Origin of the sequence: Microcystis aeruginosa NIES-4325, assembly GCF_008974145.1 — a bacterium.
Classification (GTDB): domain Bacteria; phylum Cyanobacteriota; class Cyanobacteriia; order Cyanobacteriales; family Microcystaceae; genus Microcystis; species Microcystis aeruginosa_G.
Map to the genome: position 1 here is coordinate 136,827 of NZ_BJKP01000001.1, position 18,028 is coordinate 154,854.

Below are 18,028 nucleotides of genomic sequence, written 5' to 3' on the forward strand. Positions count from 1 at the left end.
CTACTTTAATGAAAAATCTTATCATTAAGTATTGACAAAAATTCCTAATAAGCTTATGGTTATTTATAGTGTTCTCCTCTCAAGGATCGGCAGTGGAACCGCGCGGCAGTCTCTAACAATGCGGTTCCCATTTTTTTTTGGAACGATAGAAGGCTTTCAACGTCTCTAAACTTCTAGGTTTCCTCATCCTTTGGCTTTTATGAACGATAATTCCGACCTGTACCTCGATCATCTCACCCACGCGGATACTGTCATCACTGCTGAAATTGTCGAGCATGAGAGTCAATCAACAGATGAGACAGATTGGGCAGCTCTATCCTCTCATTTACGTCAACAAAATCAAGAATTACAAGCGGAGATCTGGCGACGAGAGCAAGCTCTCGCAGAACTGCGATCGCAGTTGGCCGAGCAACATCGTCGCTTGCAAAGTTGCGATACCCTAATCCAGCAGCAAAACGAGGAACTGCAATACGAAAAGCAACAATTACAGCGAGCTTTAGGGGAAATCGAACAGTATCGTCAAGCAGAACAGCGACAACCGATGATCATTGCCAATTTAACCGCAGAATTGACCCGGAACCGTCAACAATTAGCCCGTTTAGAGCGAGAATGTGCCTTAATTCAGGAAAGTTATCAGGAAAAAAGCCAAAAACTGTGCAACTATGACCAGCAATTACAGGAATTACGCACCCGTCTTCAACGTCAACAACGCTACACCCTCCAGTATAAAGCGGCCTTGGCTCAGTATTTCCAGCGCGGTAGCGATCGCAATTCTCCCCCAGATTCAGCCATTGTCGCCAAGGCAGCGGCGATCGAGCCTTGGTCTCAGACAGAGAATCAAGAAAGCGATGAAGTGGCTCCCATCGATGAGTTTTTAGCGGAATTAGAGACAATTGAGCCAGTAGAATCCTTAAATAAGAAAGACAGGGATTGGCCCGCACCTCTCATCTCTCCTTCCCCGAAATATTCCTCTTTTCGGGTTGATTTGCCCACTTTTATTAAATATCGCCAAGAAAAAGATAATTCCTGAACAACAGAAAGAGAGCCGGCGACTGTCCATGTTTCGTCTCGGCTCTCTATTCTGGTTCGCTCCTCACACTAATTAGAATCTATCATAAGCTGATGGTTTCGTCCACTAAATTCACAAAAGTTAATATTTTTATAGTTCTGTCAACGGTAGCAGTTGCCATTTTTGACGGAGAAGACGGTTAAGTAGTTTTTGACTGACGCTAATCAGGATTAATCTCGATCGCTGAATTGGGGCCGATTCTCCGATAATGCGACAGTTACGCTCAAAATTGAGCATCGCTTCGCAAAAATTTGCGGTTAGGGGATAGAGTTTCTGGCGTTCCCAACAATCACAAACGGTTAAAATTTGCAGTATTAAGGCTATTTCGGCGGGATGATGCCACGATAATAGTTCTGGATCGGTTAATCTAATTTTTTCCCGATTGAGCAGTGGTAACAAACTAGAATAGCGAGCGTGAGTGTATTGAAATAAAAAGAAAAATTCTCCTCTGGGATGGAAAGGAAGCTGATCGGAGAAAAATTTATCGATTAAATCATTTAGTTTCAGTAACCAAAAGGACAAAAATTGCTGATCTAATAATAATTCTAGCCATCCTTCCCTAAGCTGAATTTGCGGAAAAAGGGCGATTAAATGGTTAAATATCGCTTGACATTGAGCGGGCGTAAAATAATAAAACAGAGGTGAACGATAGAGGACACTATCAGTTTTTGGGCAACGATAGAAAGTTAATTTATGGTTGTTTTCTGGAAAAATATTAATTAATTGTTGTTTTAAACAATGCTCGATCGAGGGATGATTGCCGATAAAATTCATACTCAGAAGCAGGAAAAGGGCATCTCAAACGCTATGGACAATTGACCAATTTTGTGGGTTGCTTGCTGTGTAGTCATTTCAAATGATACCAGTCAAGTCGATCGAGGAATTACTTATTTTAGTCGCTGGCACTTGGAAACTAATCCCAAGGGAATGATTAGCAGTTAGGGAATCTCTCAGGATGGCTTATTCCCTCTGCAATTAAAACCGGGAAAATACCAACTAATTGCTCAATATCGTGATTAAGTAAAGGGAAAAAAAATAAATTCCCCGTCCGGGACAGGGAAAAAATCTATCTTGACCAACAAAACAATTAATCCAAAAATCCCATTAAAGTTTCGGGATCATCGATTTCATTGGAAGCAACGGGACGATTACCCATGACTGTATAAGTTTCGCTAATGTGCAGATGACTGAGAGCGATCGGACGATTGCCAGAAATCGCTAGAGTGCTACTGACTTCCATACCACTAGAGCCGACAGGACGCAATCCACCGACGGAAGAATAGGTACTAACCACTTTCAGATGGCTAACTTCCACGGGACGACCCCCTGGTAACATTTCATCTTCCGTGAAGTGAAGATGGCTAGTACCAACAGGACGATTTTCGGGTAAGCGATGTTCGGGTTGATAGAATTTTAACGCTTTGGAAGCCGGTTCAGCGTTGTTTTTCACCGAAAGGGCGACCACTTCTTTATCCTTGGCGGTTTTAGCCGTAGTAGCTTTACCGCGTGAGCTGCTGGTCTTTTCTTCTGTGGTTGCCGGGGTTTGAGTCCCGTTCGTTTCTAGATTTTCCACCGTCATAACCTGATACTCCTTTCCGTTAATAGCTTCGGGGAAACGATAAGATTTAAGTTTAGGGTATTCTCGAAGACTTTTAATCTTTTTTTAAAATCCTCTCTAATATTAAGATACATCTTTCTTTCCCAAAACCCTATAAGTGTTGGTAATTTGATTGATAATTTATTTTGCCTGTTCTCTACACCTAGCCGCTAATGTCCGCTTTTCAACTACAAGCACCCTTTCAACCCACTGGGGATCAACCGGCAGCGATCGATCAATTGCTAGATTCCCTGCAAAACCGGCATCGTTTCCAAACCCTCCTAGGGGCAACCGGCACCGGCAAAACCTTCACCATTGCCGCTGTGATCGAGAAAATTGGCAAGCCTACCCTTGTCCTAGCCCATAATAAGACCCTGGCCGCCCAATTATGTAACGAATTGCGGCAATTTTTCCCCAATAACGCCGTGGAATACTTTATCAGCTATTACGACTACTATCAACCGGAGGCTTATATTCCCGTCAGCGATACCTACATCGAAAAGAGTTCTTCGATTAATGATGAGATCGATATGCTGCGCCATTCGGCCACGCGATCGCTATTTGAACGCAGGGATGTGATCGTCGTCGCTTCCATTAGTTGTATTTATGGTTTAGGAATGCCTGCGGAATACCTAAAAGCGGCGATTTCCTTAACAGTTGGTCAAGAGTTCGACCAAAGGCAATTATTACGGGCCTTGGTGTCAGTGCAGTACAATCGCAATGATTTGGAGTTAACTCGCGGTCGTTTTCGTCTGAAGGGCGATATTTTGGAAATTGTTCCCGCTTACGAGGATCGGGTGATTAAAATTGATTTTTTTGGCGATGAGATTGAAAGTATTCGTTATCTCGATCCCCTGACGGGGGAAGTTTTGCAAAAATTAGAGCGAATTAGTATTTATCCGGCCCGTCACTTTGTTACCCCGGAGGAACGTTTAGAGGTGGCCTGTCGGGATATTAAAACCGAGTTAGATAATCGTTTGTTGGAGTTAGAAAAAGCGGGCAAATTACTGGAAGCGCAACGTTTAGATCAGCGGACTCGTTATGATTTAGAAATGTTGCAGGAAGTGGGTTATTGTAACGGAGTAGAAAATTATTCGCGGCATTTAGCGGGTAGATTACCGGGGGAACCGCCGGAATGTTTGGTGGATTATTTTCCCCAAGATTGGTTATTAGTTGTGGATGAATCTCATGTCAGTGTGCCGCAGATTCGCGGGATGTATAATGGCGATCAATCACGAAAAAAAGTTTTGATCGATCACGGGTTTCGTTTACCCAGCGCTGCGGATAATCGTCCTTTGAAGTCGGAAGAATTTTGGCAGAAAGTTAATCAATGTATTTTTGTTTCGGCCACTCCGGGAGATTGGGAATTAGAACAGTCAGAAAATCGCATTGTCGAACAAATTATCCGACCGACGGGAGTTTTAGACCCTGAGATTTTTGTGCGACCAACCGAGGGACAAGTGGATGATTTATTAGGGGAAATTAAGGAGCGAGTGCGGTTAAATGAACGGGTTTTGATTACCACTTTAACTAAACGCATGGCCGAAGATTTAACCGAATACTTGCAAGAAAGGGGAATTAAAGTTAGATATCTGCATTCGGAAATTCAATCAATTCAACGGATTGAGATTATTCAAGACCTGCGAGAAGGGGTCTTTGACGTGCTGATCGGGGTAAATTTGCTTCGCGAGGGGTTAGACCTGCCGGAAGTGTCTCTAGTGGCGATTTTAGACGCAGATAAGGAAGGATTTTTAAGGGCTACCCGCTCTTTAATTCAAACCATTGGCCGGGCTGCTCGTCATATTCGCGGTCAGGCAATTCTCTACGGAGATAATCTCACCGATAGCATGATTAATGCGATCGAAGAAACCAAGAGACGGCGCGCTATTCAAGAGGAATATAACCAAAAACATGGGATTATTCCGCAACCGATTGTTAAAAGGTCGAGTAATTCAATTTTGGCTTTTCTGGATATTTCCCGTCGTCTAAATTCCCAACAATTAGAGCAGGTTTGTGAGAATATAGAAGAACTTTCTTTGGAACAAATTCCCGAATTAATTCAACAACTAGAAGCGCAAATGAAAGAAGCGGCGAAAAATCTAGAATTCGAGTCAGCGGCTAAATACCGTGATCGGATTAAGCAATTGCGCGATAAGTTATTAAATCATGTTAGATAAACCTATGACTAGATTTATTCATGACCAGTTTGCAAAAGATTATCTCGAAGAATTATTATCTTCTCTGGGAGAGGTAAAATCTGCACGGGTGGTACGCGGAGAAGTACGAGAAATCGATGTCTGGTTTTCACCCAATATCCTCGATAATAATCCTAGAGAGCTGCTGGGATTACTGGGACAAATGGCGATTAATCCCTGTTTATTTGAACCATTTCGTAATCCTGTCACCGCTACAGAAATTAGGACTTGTCTGTTAAAACTGTTGCAAGTGGAAGGAGAAATTAATCGTCAAGCAAATCGTCAGAAAACGAATGTTAACGATGGGGAAATCCCCCGTCTCTGGATTTTGACTCCCACCGCTTCCGCGCAACTGTTAGGAGGATTCGGAGCTAAATTAGATGAGGAGAATTGGGGGGAGGGTATCTATTTTTTAGCTCCCTCTTTACGCACGGCAATCACTGTTATCCATCAATTACCCTCAACAGAAGCAACTCTCTGGTTAAGAATTTTAGGCCGGGGAAAAGTACAAGCAAGGGCGATCGATGAGCTAGAATCGTTACCAGAGGATCATCCTTTTCGGGTAAATGCTCTAGAATTATTATTAAACTTGAGAACCTCTTTAACTAACGATCAAGAGCTTGAACAGGAGGATAGAGAGTTAATTATGAGATTATCACCTTTATACACTTCCCGTCTTCAGGAAGAACTGGATGCTGGCCGTCAACAGGGTCTTCAACAGGGTCTTCAACAGGGTCTTCAACAGGGTCTTCAACAGGGTCTTCAACAAGGTCTTCAACAAGGTCTTCAACAAGGTCTTCAACAAGGTCTTCAACAAGGAGAACGTCTGGTGATAGAAAATTTATTGAAAGCTCGTTTTGGTAGTTTAGACCCAGATTTGTCCGTAATCATCGATCGCATTTTATTATTACCAGTGGAGGAGTTTACTCCTTTAATAATTAATTCATCTCGCACAGAATTAATTGCCCACTTTTCTAATTAAACGCATAACTCAATCCTTTGATGATACTGGATTTTAAAATTAGCTGCTTAACCAGAGCAGACTATTTTCTGGGTAAATTCGGGGATATTGAGGATCGTTCTGGAACCAGCATCAGCTTTCTTGCTAATTTGTGGCCAATTAGCGGCAATTTAGCTCTGATCACCTTGAAATAGCTTTTCTAAAGCTTCCTTCAAGGTTGGTTCCATGACAATTTTATTTTGATAAGCAACTGTTACTCTAGCGATTGTCGGAACACTATTTTGGTCTGCCACTAGATACAAAGGTTCTACATAAAGTAGAGATTGTTCAATGGGAATAATTAATAGGTGTCCTTGTAAAACTTTAGAACCGTCCCGATTCCAAAGGGAAATCTGTTGAGAAATATCTGGATCTTGGTTAATTAAAGCCTCAATTTGATTCGGTCCGTACACTAACCTTTGTTTAGGAAATTGATAGAGTAATAACTTACCATACTCTCTATCGTCTGAACGCGCTGCCAACCAAGCGATTAAATTTTGCCGACTAGAGGGAGTATAGGGATGGAGGAGAATAAATTCTTCTTTGTCGGAATCTGGCAGTTTCATGATTAAATAATAGGGTGATACGGCCTGGGGTTCTGTGCCGTAAATTTCTAGGGGAATTTCCCATTGATCCTCTCGATTATAAAATACTTGTGGATCGGTCATGTGATAGGTTAATAATCTTTCCGCTTGGGTACTAAATAAATCTTCGGGATAACGGATATGACTGCGGAGAGTTTTCGGCATTTCTGCTAAAGATTTAAAGAGATGGGGAAAGATTTTACTCCACGTCTGAATAATTGGATCATTTTCATCGGCAACATAGAAATTAACCGTTCCATGATAGGCATCCACTACCACTTTCACCGAATTGCGAATATAGTTAAATTTATCCTTTCCTGGGTCAGAATAGGGATAGCGATCACTGATAGTATAAGCATCAATAATCCAATGTAATTTACTGCTACTATCGCCCACATCTGCCGCTACTAAATAGGGGTTGCGATCATAATTTAAAAAAGGTGCGATAGTTTGCACGCGATTTTGGATATCACGACGCATTAATAGGCGAGTTTCGGGAGTAAAATCTTGGCTAAATAACATTTGCCAATCCCGCAGATAAAGGGCAAATAGCCAACGTCTCCACCCCGTTCCCACTAGGATTCCTCCCTTACCATCGTAGGTATTATAGACATTTCCATCCCCGCTAGGAAAATCCAATTCTTCTACGGTGGTGGGAGTCATCACATAATTATTAGTTAATTCCCCGTAGTAAATGCGGGGTTTACCAATGGGAATACTATAATCAATTAATTTGCTAGAGGTTTGTAGGGCTCCTTCGTCTTTATTTGTGCCGATATCTTTGACAAAATAGTAGGGTAAACCCCCCGCAGCTACTAAATTAACTGGGGAAAGAGTGAACCCATAACCGTGGGTATAAACGAGATGTTTATTCACCCAAGTGTTAGCAGAAGTGGGAACCGCACTATAATCTAATTCTCTAGCGGCAATAATGGTCTGTTGTTTTTCGGATATTTGACGTTCCTCGATTTTTTCAGGCACTCCTACTCGTACCCGATAGCGATCAATATCAGCATCGGGGAATTTATAATATAAGCGAATTTGCTGTAATTGTCGGTTAGTTTCTAGTAGAGGTTTGGTGTCCCAAAGACGAATATTATCGATAGTTAGATGGTTTTTCTCTAAAACTTCGGAATTTAATTCGGCCTGTGGATCGAAAACTTGGGCATCAATTCTATCTAAGGAAAAAGCCGCTCTTGTGGATTGAATACTTCTTTCAATGTAGGGTCTTTCTCTCACTAATTCATTCGGTTGTACGACAGTTCTTTGTAATAGTCCACTGATAATTATGCCACTTATCCAAACAATTAAATAGAGAAATACAGGAACTAAGTAGGGGAAAAATACCAACTTTTTCTTAGTATTTTTGTATAAATTGCGACGGTCTTTTTTACCAAATAATGCTTTTTCTCCTAACCATATAGAGGTTATTCCTGCAATAATTCCCAGAATAATTTCAATAAATTGACCAACATGAGCATCGATATAACCTGCACCATAAACTACTCCTTCTGGAGAATAAAGTAGCAGGTAACGCTGAATAATATGATGTAATACTAGCAGCCCCATTAACCCACTCCACAGGGCGTATAAATGACGCAGTTGCGGACGGGAAAACCCCGCAAATCTTCCCAGAGAAAGACTATCGCCCGAAAAAAGATAGGTTAAACTAACAGCAAAAAGAGTATATATTCCCACACCACTGAGCCATAATTCTAGTAACTGCCACAGGGGTAATTGAAAGATGTAAAAACCTAAATCATTCCCGTATTGAGGATCGTTAATATTGAAGGGAACACCATAAAAATATTTTAAAAAATTCGCCCACTGCCCAGCAATAATAAAAGATAGCATTATGGTAAATACTATAGATATTATTCGCAAAAAATACTCGGTTTTAATTAATAATACCAGGACTAAAAAAGCGATGATTAAACCTTGCCACAGATTACTGGAAATATCGGTTAATACTTGCCTAATCCAAACTATTTCCAGAGGAGAATTGAGGGAAGAACTAAGGTTAGGGAGATTAAAATCTGGTGTCCAGAGACTGAGGGCTAGTTTACTGTAATACAATAACATTGACCCGATCCAAGCTCCAATGCCCGTTGCGATAATCAAAAGGCTGAGTAAATTAATACTAGGAGATTGAGGACTAAGAGGATAACTATCTTCCTGGGGTTTTTGCCAACGAAAACGCCGGGCCAAACGTAAATTAGTAAAAATAAAGAGTAAAGAAAGAACCGCACTTCCCCAACCTAATCCTAGTTGCCAAGATAATTGTTTCAGGAAAGTGTTTAAATAACCCATCTCGGTAAACCAGAGGCTATTGGCTACCACTAATACCCCCAACTCCCCGATCACAAGGCAGCCGAGAAACAGTAAGATAGGTTTAGCGATCGAGCTTCGGTTATGTCTGATCAGCATAAATAAAGTGATAAGGGAGCGTCTTTTTTCATTCTAGCGATTCTCGTCGGGTGCATCTCACATTTACAGAAATCCGGAAAATCAGCAATTAGTCAGTGACTCTTAAATTATTACAAATATATCAGCAGCTGCGTGTAAGCATCCCACCGAAAAACTAATGCGCGAGGGGTTTGGGGACCGCGACGCGTCCCCAACGGGGGGTTTGGGGGGTAGAACCCCCCAAAGGCTTGGATTGAGTGATAAAATCAGAAGTAATGACTAATTTTAGCAGAGAGTTTCCCTTTAAAAATTCCAACTCAGTAGATTGACAAAAATGAGATGCAGCCTTCTCGTCTCTCCCTGCTGCTTTTTATTAATTTAAAGATAAACTTAAAAAACTATAGCCTGATTAGGGCAATAATTTCGCTTAAAGTCAGCAGTTTTAGCTAGGATTAGCAGACTGGAGTATTTCTCGAAAAATTCTGCGTCGATAGGAAGGAGATTCATTACTCATATTCCATAAAGTTTCGTAGAAAAAGAAAGAAACGCCAAAATTTTCTTGTCTCGATTTTTCCACTTGTTGAGTAATATTAACCATCGGAATCGGACGACCTTTTAAACCAGATAAAATCCCAATAGCTACGGGGAGAGATTCTCTAGCTTGCTGTAATTCTGGTTGGGATAATTCCCAGTCAAAGGCGTTCATATCAGTTCGATATACTTGTACCACCAATTCATCAATCAAGTTTTTTTCTTGCCATTTTTGCCAATCTAAAAGATAAGATTCTAGGGAAAAAGTGTAGGGATTAGGAGATAAAGAAATAATCGCTTTAGGTTGCTGCTTTTTAATCGTCTGGGCTAAACTATTCATATAGTCAGTAATTTTATCAGCCCGCCATTGAATCCATGCTTTATCTTGGTAATCTTGCGGTGGTAATTCTCCCGAATGTTCCCTTTGATAGAGTTTAATGGTGATTTCATCATAACCAAAATCGGCGGGATAACCAAAATGATCATCAAACTGAATTCCTTCTATATCGTAGTTAGTAATAATCTCGCTGACTAAATCGGTAATAAAGTTTTGTACTTGCGGATGTAGGGGATTTAACCACACCCGTTGATGCACTTTTCCTTCCCACCAAATCACACTTTTATCCTGTCTTTGGGTTAACCAATCGGGATGTCTTTTGGCTAATTCTGAATCTGCGGGAGCCATAAAACCAAATTCAAACCAGGGAATAATTCTTAATTTTTTCCGATGACCTTGGCTAATTATTTCCTCTAAAAAGTCGCGATTTTTTAAAGATTCATGGGGATCGATCGCTCGTCCCGTCACTTTTTCTGCTACCCTAGAAGGATAGAGTGTATAACCCCAATTCCAGACCGTGGGATAAATAGTGTTAAAGTTTAAATCAGCCAACCTATCAAGGGCATCTTTTAGGGTTTGCGGTTTAAATAATACCTCACTATCGATATTAGTTAACCAAACTCCACGAATTTCGGGTTTTTCTTGGGGTTGATTGGTCGATTGTGCGGGAAAATTAAAGGTTATCGTTATGATACAAGCAAAGATAATTAAAAATATTAACCAGCTTATTTTCCCGTATCTTTGACTATAAATCACCAAAATATCGGCGAAATTATTAAAAGTTTTACTGATTTTATTCATAATGGGAAGTGGGGAAGTGGGAAGACTTTTCAGTTATCAGTTCATTGATAACTGTTCATTGCTAAAATAAGTAAATTATCTCTCTAAATTGCGAGGATCTAGAGCATCGCGTAAACCATCACCGAGTAAATTAAAAGCTAAAACGGTGAGAATAATTAACAAAGCAGGCGGCCAAATTAACCAGGGTTGTAGAACAATAATTGAGGCATTGGTAGCCAGAGAAAGCATATTTCCCCAACTGGGATCTGGTTGTTGAATTCCCAAACCAATTAAACTTAAAACCGATTCGGCCACGATAAACCCCGGCACAGCTAACGTAGCAGAAATAATGATATAACTGGCAGTTTGGGGCAGCACATGACGCAGAATAATATAAAGGGGTTTTGCTCCCATAGCTTTAGCAGCCTGAATAAATTCCTGTTCTTTCAGGGATAAAACTTGACCGCGAATTACCCGCGCTAATCCCGACCAACTGATAAAAGAAGTAATCAGGACGATTAATAAAAAGCGCTGGGTACTGGTTAATCCTGCGGGTAAAACGGCCGCTAGGGCCACGAGTAAATATATACCGGGGATAGTCATTAAAACTTCCACAAAACGCATTAAAATCCCATCTAACCAACCGCCAAAATAGCCAGAAACGCCACCGACAAATAAACCAATAGGGAAAGAAATTAAAATCCCGACCAAACCGATAAATAAACTAATTCTGCCCCCGAAAATCAAGCGACTAAAACTATCGCGTCCCGATTCGTCAGTTCCCAATATATTGATTCTACCATCGCCGATGACCCCGAACAGATGGAGATCAAAAGGGATGCCGGGGAATAAAGTTACTTCCTGCCATTTTGGCGGCAAAGGTAGGCGAATTTGACCGAAATTATAAGTTTCACCCTTAACCAAGAGACCCAGCGGCAAGGGTTTGTTAAAATCTCTAATTAGTTTCCGCTCACCAGTTTCTATATTAATAGCACTTTGAGTGGTGGGATAGACGTGGGGGCCAATCCACTCACCCTTGTTACTTCCCGACTGCGAGCGCCAAAAGATTTCGGTGGGGGGTAGGAGAGACTGACCGGGTTGGGAGGAGTAGGGAGAGTAGGGAGCGACAAAATCCGCCGCCATTACGCTTAAATAGAAGATTAACAGTAAAACTGCCCCCCAACGAGCGAGATGATTATCTTTGAGTTTGTGCCACCAGTCCATAGGCGATGAGGTCAATAGGAGAGTTAATCTTTATTTTGCCAGTTTGATTGCTACAATTCATCATACCAACAAAAAAGCTGTCTAATGTTTATTAATCCCCTTGTTTATGAGAAATCTCCTGTCTATCGTCAAGATTTTGAGACAGCGCAACCGTTTAAGCATTTGGTCATCGATAATTTTTTAGTGAGGGAGCAAGCGCAAATTTTGCTAGAAAATTTTCCCAGTTTTAATCCGCAAAAAGCTATTAGTGAGTTAGGAAAAGTTGGCGGTAAGGCAGTTAATGAAGATTTAATCGCTTTAGGGGGTGTTTATCAACAGTTTGGCCGCTACGTTCAAGCTCAAGAGTTTTTAGAGTTAATTTCCCATTTAACCGGTGTTGATAATTTAATTCCAGACCCTAGTTTTTATGGCGGTGGAACCCATGAAAATTTACACGGTCAAGAATTAGACCCTCACATTGATTTTAACCTCGATGAGCGTCACTGGTATCATCGCCGCTTGAATTTATTAATCTATTTAAATCCCCAATGGCAAGCAGATTGGGGAGGAAATCTAGAGTTACATTCCAATCCTCTTCAACCAGAAGAAAATAGGATTAAATCGTTTGTACCTATCTTTAATCGTTGTGTTATTTTTGAAACCAATGAACATTCATGGCATGGATTTTCTCAGATTAATTTACCAGAAAATCAACGGCATTTATCCCGAAAATCTCTTTCTATTTATCTCTATACCAAAGAACGTCCTATCCAGGAATTATCACCATCGCATACAACTTTTTACATTCCGCGCCCACTGCCAGAAAATATTCAACCCCATCAAGTTTTAAGCTCAGAAGATTACCAACAAATTAAAATTTTACTGAAAAGACGGGATGATTTAATTCGTTTTTATCAAGATAGAGAACTGAAAGAATCTCAGGATTTAGTTAGTTTAAAATCCCATATTAAGCGCTATCTATCCCTCCAATATCCTCGCCTATGGAAAGTGATTAAAAGTTTACCCCGTTGGTAAAAGTGACCTGAGAAAAAAATCCCTACTCTCCAATCAAAGAGAGTAGGGAATAATCAAAAAAACTAACCGGTAACTTAGCCTAATAACTGGGTAGCACGCGCAGTTAAAGCATTGGCAGTTAAGCCATTATAGGCCATAATTTCCCCGGCACTGGCGGTGGTTTCTCCCCGTTTCCAAGCGAAGACATCCCGAGACGCATTACTGCGTAACATAATCGGTTCTAACATGGCGCTTGTACCACCGGTTACTCCGATTAAAGCATCACCAGCAAAAAGGCTGTCAAAACCAGCATCATCGAGGAATTTATTATCAGCTTCCGAGCTAGTTTCACTCATCACATCGCTAGGACGATAGAGACGACGGGGATTAATTACGGAGACGATTTTTACCCCGATTCCTGCTGCTTCTAGCTGTTGTGCAGACTCAAAGACGGGTAATAAAGTCATATCACCAATAACGGCAAAAACGACTTTTTTACTGCGCTCCGATTCGTGGAGAATTACACCGCCTTTTTCCAAAGCTTGACGGGTTTGCTCAAAGGTGATTCGCACCGGTAAAGGCGATTTACTGGCGGTGATAGTAATGCCTTTATTTTTTGTGCCTAAAGCCCATTGATAACAGACTTGAATACTGTTAGCATCACAAGGAAAGAGAGGAAAAATATTGCCATTCCGCATCATAGCGGCGAAATAATTTTCAATCTCTGGGCGTTGGTGTGTCCAACCATTACGCCCTTGCTCTAAGGCTCCGGCGGTGAATAAAGTAATAGTAGAAGGGGTGGGACGACGTAATTCGGCCATCGCTTGGGTTACAGTCTGCCAAATCGGTAAACCATTGATAGCAAAAGACTCGTAGGAACACCATAAAGTCCGTGCTCCTAAGAGAGATAAACCGACGGCTAACCCAGCACAAGCGTCCTCGCTTAAAGGCTCATAAACTTGACCGTTAGGTGCTTGGAAATAGGTATCATCAGTGGTGGGGTGAATAATCTTTAAACCGACGTTAATATTATTAATTCCCGAAGCGGCATTACCATCAGCATTAGTGACGACAAAATTGGGGTCAGCTTTACCCACAGCTACCACTAATTCCCCCATGGCAGTGGTGGCCACTTTTTTATCGCCACCCACAGTATATTCCGTCATCGGTAAGGTTCCTAAATCCGGCAGCGGGAGGACTTTTTCCGTTACCACTGTTTCTGCTGCTGGACCCCCTCCAGAACGCTCGAAATTAGTACGAACAATTGCCCAAGCTTCAGGGGGTAAAGCGCGTTCTTGTAAGGCACTAACGATATAATCTTTTTCTAAAGAATCACCAGGATAAAGATTATGGGAAGCCGCTCCCCGTTTGTGAACTCCCGCCCCTTTAAGTTGTTTAATAATGATCACCGTTAGTTTGCCTCCTAAAGCTAATTGGGCGGCTTTATCCGTGGCCATTAACACCGCTTTCATGAACTCCAGACGCTGGTTAAAAGAGAATTTGGTGCTATCTACATATTCCCCATTTTGATTAGCATCATCGAAGTCTTTGGCATTAATGAGAATCACTTCCTCGAAACCATTACCGCGCCAATAGGCTTCCATTTCGGCGTTAGTTTTCAGGGACACCATACTATGGTGTTCTTGGGAATAGCCATTCCAGACTAAAATCGGCAGAAAATTGGTAATTTCAGGATAAGCAGTGCGAAAATGACCAAAACTACTCATAATGTAGGGTTCCCCTAAACCACCATCCCCGATAGTCACAGGGAAAAGGGTATTAGGGTGTAATTTGGCCGCCGCCATGGCAAAATGTTGGCCTTGGCCCAAAGGACCAGCCGGCCCGAGCAGTCCGGGTATTTGTCCAGAAAGATGCCCTAAAAGTCCGTGTTTTTCCCGAAAACGTTCTCCCAATTCGCTGACGTTGCTGATGCCCATGGCTTCCAGAGAGCGATCGAGAAAGACGTTACTATAAAAACCGGGGGCATGATGGCCTACTTCGGTGAAAATATTTTTCTGACCTAACATCATCAAAGAGGCAATCACGTCGGCAGCGCTGGCAAAACCGCCGGGATGTCCCGATTCTTTGGTAGCGGTGATTTGTAGGGTGAGGTAACGCAAAGCATCGGCGGCTAGGAGAGTTTGATAGATAGCATTCGGGTCATTAGCGTCACTAATAGCGGTTTTTCCCTCAGCAATAGCGGCTTTTCCTGCATATTTATCAAATTCGGGTAAGGAACCCCCAAAATATTTTATCCCTTGACAAAAATCGGGAATTGTGCTAGTAGCTGTCATAAAATTAATATACCCCTTTACATACAGGCAATCATTAAAACTATCTTACAGTTAGCGGTAACTCTCGATAGATGCGATATTACAGGGGTCTTCCATAGGCGATCGACTATTTATGCTACACTGATCGCCAATGTCAACGATAAAATTAACCCTATTAATAATGTTAAATAGCAGCCAATTACAGGATTTAATCAGTAAATCACTGCGGTATCTGTTAATTATCGGCACTGTTGCCCCCCTAACTTCCTTAGCGGCTCGCCCAGTCCAAGCCACTCCTCCTAGTATTGCTACACCCCCTAAAGAGGCGATTGCTCCTATCCCCGCAGAAAGCAAAGAGTACACCCTGGGAGAAGGGGATAAAGTGCGCGTCACCGTTTACCAAGTGGCGGATTTAAGCGGCGATTTCCTTGTTTTAGCCGATGGAACCCTGACTTTACCTCTGATTGGCAGCGTCAAAGTGGAAGGAATGACCGTTACCGAAGCCGGCCAAACCCTCGCCAAACGTTACACCACCTATCTCAAGCGTCCCGTGGTTACTGTTAGCATTCTCACCCCCCGGCCTCTGCAAATCGCCATCGCGGGGGAAGTGAATCGTCCAGGTACCTATACAATTAACCCCGAACAAAGCCAAAAAACGCCCCTATTGACCGAAATAATCCGGCAAGCGGGGGGAGTGACTACGGTGGCCGATATTGGTCAAGTTCAAATCCGACGCAACCTCAAGGGACAAGAACAGCTAATTCAAGCCAATCTCTGGCAATTAATCCAAAAAGGCGATACAACCCAGGATATTAGCCTCAGAGATGGAGATAGCATCGTTATTCCCACTAAAACGACCCTTAGCGTCGGGGAAGTCAACCAATTAGCCGATGCCAATTTTGGACTAGATAGCGATCGAGAAATTAATGTTACTGTGGTGGGAGAAGTTTATCGTCCGGGATCCCATCGCATTGTCCCCACTGCCAACAATAATAATAATAATAATAATGACCTAGATCGCGGCGGCACCAGGAAACCGGCCCGACTAACCCAAGCTATCCAACAAGCGGGAGGCATCAAACCCCTGGCCGATATCCGACAGGTGCAAGTGCTGCGTTATACTCGTGACGGTTCTCAGCAGAAAATCCCCGTAGATCTCTGGAGTTTGCTCGATAAAGGTGATATGACTGGCGATATCTTTCTTCAAGAAGGGGATACGGTGATTATCCCCACCGCTACCGAAATCTCGTCCAAGGAATCGGAAACCTTAGCATCGGCTAGTTTTGCCCCTAAAACTATTAACGTGAAAGTGGTCGGGGAGGTGAAAAAACCGGGGATAATCGAAGTTCCTCCCAATACCCCTCTCAATCAGGCAATTTTAACCGCAGGAGACTTTGATAAGCGTCGCGCCAATCAGTCCACAGTGGAATTAATTCGTCTCAATCCTAACGGGACCGTCACCAAAACCTCAATTAACATCGATTTTTCCCAGGGTATCAACGAGAAAACTAACCCGATTCTCCGCAATAATGATGTGGTGGTGGTTCATCGTAGTGGTCTGGCCTCTGCTACCGACACCCTCGGCACGGTTTTAAGTCCCTTTACTGGTCTGACAGGCCTCTTCAACGGATTTTTAAATCTTTTACGTTAAAAAAGTTTACTTTAACCCGATGTCATGAGCTAAGTAATCGAGCTAATAATAGATATAGAAACGGCAAAAAGTCGTGAGCGGTCACGGCTTTTCTGCTCGATAGACTCAGGAAAGAAAACTATGATTTTTCTCCTTACTTTAGCCCTAATCTCCCTCTCGATTAGCTATAATGTTCACGGCGAAATAATTAGCCTCAGTACCCGCTTATTAGGTCTTTTTTGTGGCTTGTTAAGTTTGTTCTTTACACCCCTACTGGTAAAAATTTTTATCCTTGTCACTTTAGTCCTCTTTAGCTGGGATTTTCAGCCCTAAACCCGACTGAAACCCTAAGCATACCTCACCCATCAAAAAAACTGTTATGCAAAAACGCTATCTCGGTCAGACAAATATAGAAATTACTCCCCTTCTCGTCGGTACTTGGCAAGCAGGAAAAAAGATGTGGGCAGGTATTGAAGATGCGGAAAGTATTAAGGCTATTCGTGCCGCTTTTGAGGCAGGAATTACCACTATAGATACAGCCGAAATCTACGGTGAAGGTCACTCAGAATCGATTGTCGCTCAAGCTTTGGCCGATGTGCGAGAACAGGTAATTTATGCCACCAAAGTCTTTGCTAATCACCTCAAATACGAGGAAGTTATCGCTGCTTGTGTTCGCTCTTTAAAAAACCTCCAAACCGATTATATAGATCTTTATCAAATTCATTGGCCTAGTGGCTCATGGAACACGGAAATAGTGCCTATTTCTGAAACTATGGCCGCTCTTAATTATCTGAAAGCAGAGGGAAAAATTCGCGCTATTGGGGTTTCCAATTTCTCCCGCTCTCAACTGGAAGAAGCCTGTCAATACGGCAGAATTGAGAGTATTCAACCTCCCTATTCTCTGTTTTGGCGCTCGGTGGAAAAGGAAATTATGCCCTATTGTATAGACAATAATATTTCTATTCTAGCCTATTCTCCCCTTGCCCAAGGTTTATTAACAGGAAAATTTAGAAACGGTTATCAGTTGGCAGCAGAAGACCATAGAATTAAAAATAAACTCTTTCATGGCGAAAACTTTCAGAGGGTACAAGCGGCTTTAAATCAATTAGAACCGATTGCTAAACGCTATAATTGTTCCCTAGCTCAATTATCTCTTGCTTGGTTAATTAAGCAACCTCAAACTAATGCAATTGCTGGGGTAAGAAATGCCGATCAAGCAGTTAATAACGCTCAAGCAATGACAATTAATTTAACCCCAGAAGACCTACAATTAATTGATAATATTGGTAAACAGGTGACTGATTGCTTGGATGATAATCCTGTACTGTGGTATTTCTAAAAATTATACCTGAATTCTTTTTGTACATATATACTAAAACAAGCTGAAACCTTTATCCATCAATGGATAC

General features: G+C 41.9%; 13 protein-coding genes. 7 read left to right on the plus strand and 6 right to left on the minus strand.

The window, feature by feature from the left end:
- Positions 1-199: 199 nt before the first annotated feature.
- Positions 200-1,030 (plus strand): hypothetical protein, encoded by an 831-nt coding sequence (locus tag MiAbW_RS00640; RefSeq protein WP_151694481.1) that lies wholly within the window; start codon positions 200-202, stop codon positions 1,028-1,030.
- Between the two features lie 129 nt (positions 1,031-1,159).
- Here MiAbW_RS00640 and MiAbW_RS00645 read toward each other — a convergent pair whose 3' ends face one another.
- A complete protein-coding gene (locus tag MiAbW_RS00645) occupies positions 1,160-1,843 on the minus strand; it encodes a DALR anticodon-binding domain-containing protein (RefSeq protein ID WP_151694482.1) in 684 nt (227 codons plus the stop codon).
- A 313-nt stretch (positions 1,844-2,156) separates the two neighbouring features.
- Entirely contained in the window at positions 2,157-2,648 is a 492-nt protein-coding gene (locus MiAbW_RS00650) for a hypothetical protein (protein ID WP_151694483.1), read from the minus strand.
- Positions 2,649-2,839: 191 nt separating this feature from the next.
- On the opposite strand from MiAbW_RS00650, the gene uvrB reads away from it, so the two are divergent.
- Both uvrB and MiAbW_RS00660 read left to right on the plus strand, forming a co-directional pair.
- Positions 2,840-4,843 (plus strand): excinuclease ABC subunit UvrB, encoded by a 2,004-nt coding sequence (uvrB, locus tag MiAbW_RS00655; protein WP_151694484.1) that lies wholly within the window; start codon positions 2,840-2,842, stop codon positions 4,841-4,843.
- Between the two features lie 4 nt (positions 4,844-4,847).
- Positions 4,848-5,843 (plus strand): flagellar assembly protein H, encoded by a 996-nt coding sequence (locus MiAbW_RS00660; protein WP_151694485.1) that lies wholly within the window; start codon positions 4,848-4,850, stop codon positions 5,841-5,843.
- Positions 5,844-5,992: 149 nt separating this feature from the next.
- Here MiAbW_RS00660 and MiAbW_RS00665 read toward each other — a convergent pair whose 3' ends face one another.
- From MiAbW_RS00665 to MiAbW_RS00675, 3 genes are all read right to left on the minus strand, one after another.
- Entirely contained in the window at positions 5,993-8,872 is a 2,880-nt protein-coding gene (locus MiAbW_RS00665; RefSeq protein WP_151694486.1) for a UPF0182 family protein, read from the minus strand.
- Positions 8,873-9,293: 421 nt separating this feature from the next.
- Complete coding sequence (locus MiAbW_RS00670; RefSeq protein ID WP_151694487.1) at positions 9,294-10,520, minus strand: glycoside hydrolase family 10 protein; 1,227 nt, start codon at positions 10,518-10,520, stop codon at positions 9,294-9,296.
- A gap of 75 nt (positions 10,521-10,595) precedes the next feature.
- The gene (locus MiAbW_RS00675; RefSeq protein ID WP_151694575.1) at positions 10,596-11,723 is read right to left on the minus strand and encodes an ABC transporter permease; all 1,128 of its coding nucleotides are present in this window, start codon (positions 11,721-11,723) and stop codon (positions 10,596-10,598) included.
- An 84-nt stretch (positions 11,724-11,807) separates the two neighbouring features.
- Between MiAbW_RS00675 and MiAbW_RS00680 the strand changes: the two genes are divergently transcribed.
- Positions 11,808-12,737 carry a 2OG-Fe(II) oxygenase gene (locus tag MiAbW_RS00680; protein ID WP_151694488.1) on the plus strand — a complete coding sequence of 310 codons (930 nt, stop codon included), beginning with the start codon at positions 11,808-11,810 and terminating at the stop codon, positions 12,735-12,737.
- Between the two features lie 74 nt (positions 12,738-12,811).
- On the opposite strand, the gene MiAbW_RS00685 is transcribed toward MiAbW_RS00680, so the two are convergent.
- Complete coding sequence (locus tag MiAbW_RS00685; RefSeq protein WP_151694489.1) at positions 12,812-15,010, minus strand: phosphoketolase; 2,199 nt, start codon at positions 15,008-15,010, stop codon at positions 12,812-12,814.
- 130 nt (positions 15,011-15,140) lie between these two features.
- On the opposite strand from MiAbW_RS00685, the gene MiAbW_RS00690 reads away from it, so the two are divergent.
- From MiAbW_RS00690 to MiAbW_RS00700, 3 genes are all read left to right on the plus strand, one after another.
- Positions 15,141-16,640 carry an SLBB domain-containing protein gene (locus MiAbW_RS00690; protein WP_151694490.1) on the plus strand — a complete coding sequence of 500 codons (1,500 nt, stop codon included), beginning with the start codon at positions 15,141-15,143 and terminating at the stop codon, positions 16,638-16,640.
- Positions 16,641-16,760: 120 nt separating this feature from the next.
- Complete coding sequence (locus MiAbW_RS00695; RefSeq protein WP_151694491.1) at positions 16,761-16,952, plus strand: hypothetical protein; 192 nt, start codon at positions 16,761-16,763, stop codon at positions 16,950-16,952.
- A 46-nt stretch (positions 16,953-16,998) separates the two neighbouring features.
- Complete coding sequence (locus tag MiAbW_RS00700; protein WP_151694492.1) at positions 16,999-17,958, plus strand: aldo/keto reductase; 960 nt, start codon at positions 16,999-17,001, stop codon at positions 17,956-17,958.
- Positions 17,959-18,028 lie beyond the last annotated feature (70 nt).

Bases quoted from the DNA above. Each gene is read 5' to 3' on its own strand.
- MiAbW_RS00640 (WP_151694481.1), top strand. From the start codon at position 200: ATGAACGATAATTCCGACCTGTACCTCGATCATCTCACCCACGCGGAT.
- MiAbW_RS00645 (WP_151694482.1), bottom strand. From the start codon at position 1,843: ATGAATTTTATCGGCAATCATCCCTCGATCGAGCATTGTTTAAAACAA.
- MiAbW_RS00650 (WP_151694483.1), bottom strand. From the start codon at position 2,648: ATGACGGTGGAAAATCTAGAAACGAACGGGACTCAAACCCCGGCAACC.
- uvrB (WP_151694484.1), top strand. From the start codon at position 2,840: ATGTCCGCTTTTCAACTACAAGCACCCTTTCAACCCACTGGGGATCAA.
- MiAbW_RS00660 (WP_151694485.1), top strand. From the start codon at position 4,848: ATGACTAGATTTATTCATGACCAGTTTGCAAAAGATTATCTCGAAGAA.
- MiAbW_RS00665 (WP_151694486.1), bottom strand. From the start codon at position 8,872: ATGCTGATCAGACATAACCGAAGCTCGATCGCTAAACCTATCTTACTG.
- MiAbW_RS00670 (WP_151694487.1), bottom strand. From the start codon at position 10,520: ATGAATAAAATCAGTAAAACTTTTAATAATTTCGCCGATATTTTGGTG.
- MiAbW_RS00675 (WP_151694575.1), bottom strand. From the start codon at position 11,723: ATGGACTGGTGGCACAAACTCAAAGATAATCATCTCGCTCGTTGGGGG.
- MiAbW_RS00680 (WP_151694488.1), top strand. From the start codon at position 11,808: ATGTTTATTAATCCCCTTGTTTATGAGAAATCTCCTGTCTATCGTCAA.
- MiAbW_RS00685 (WP_151694489.1), bottom strand. From the start codon at position 15,010: ATGACAGCTACTAGCACAATTCCCGATTTTTGTCAAGGGATAAAATAT.
- MiAbW_RS00690 (WP_151694490.1), top strand. From the start codon at position 15,141: ATGTCAACGATAAAATTAACCCTATTAATAATGTTAAATAGCAGCCAA.
- MiAbW_RS00695 (WP_151694491.1), top strand. From the start codon at position 16,761: ATGATTTTTCTCCTTACTTTAGCCCTAATCTCCCTCTCGATTAGCTAT.
- MiAbW_RS00700 (WP_151694492.1), top strand. From the start codon at position 16,999: ATGCAAAAACGCTATCTCGGTCAGACAAATATAGAAATTACTCCCCTT.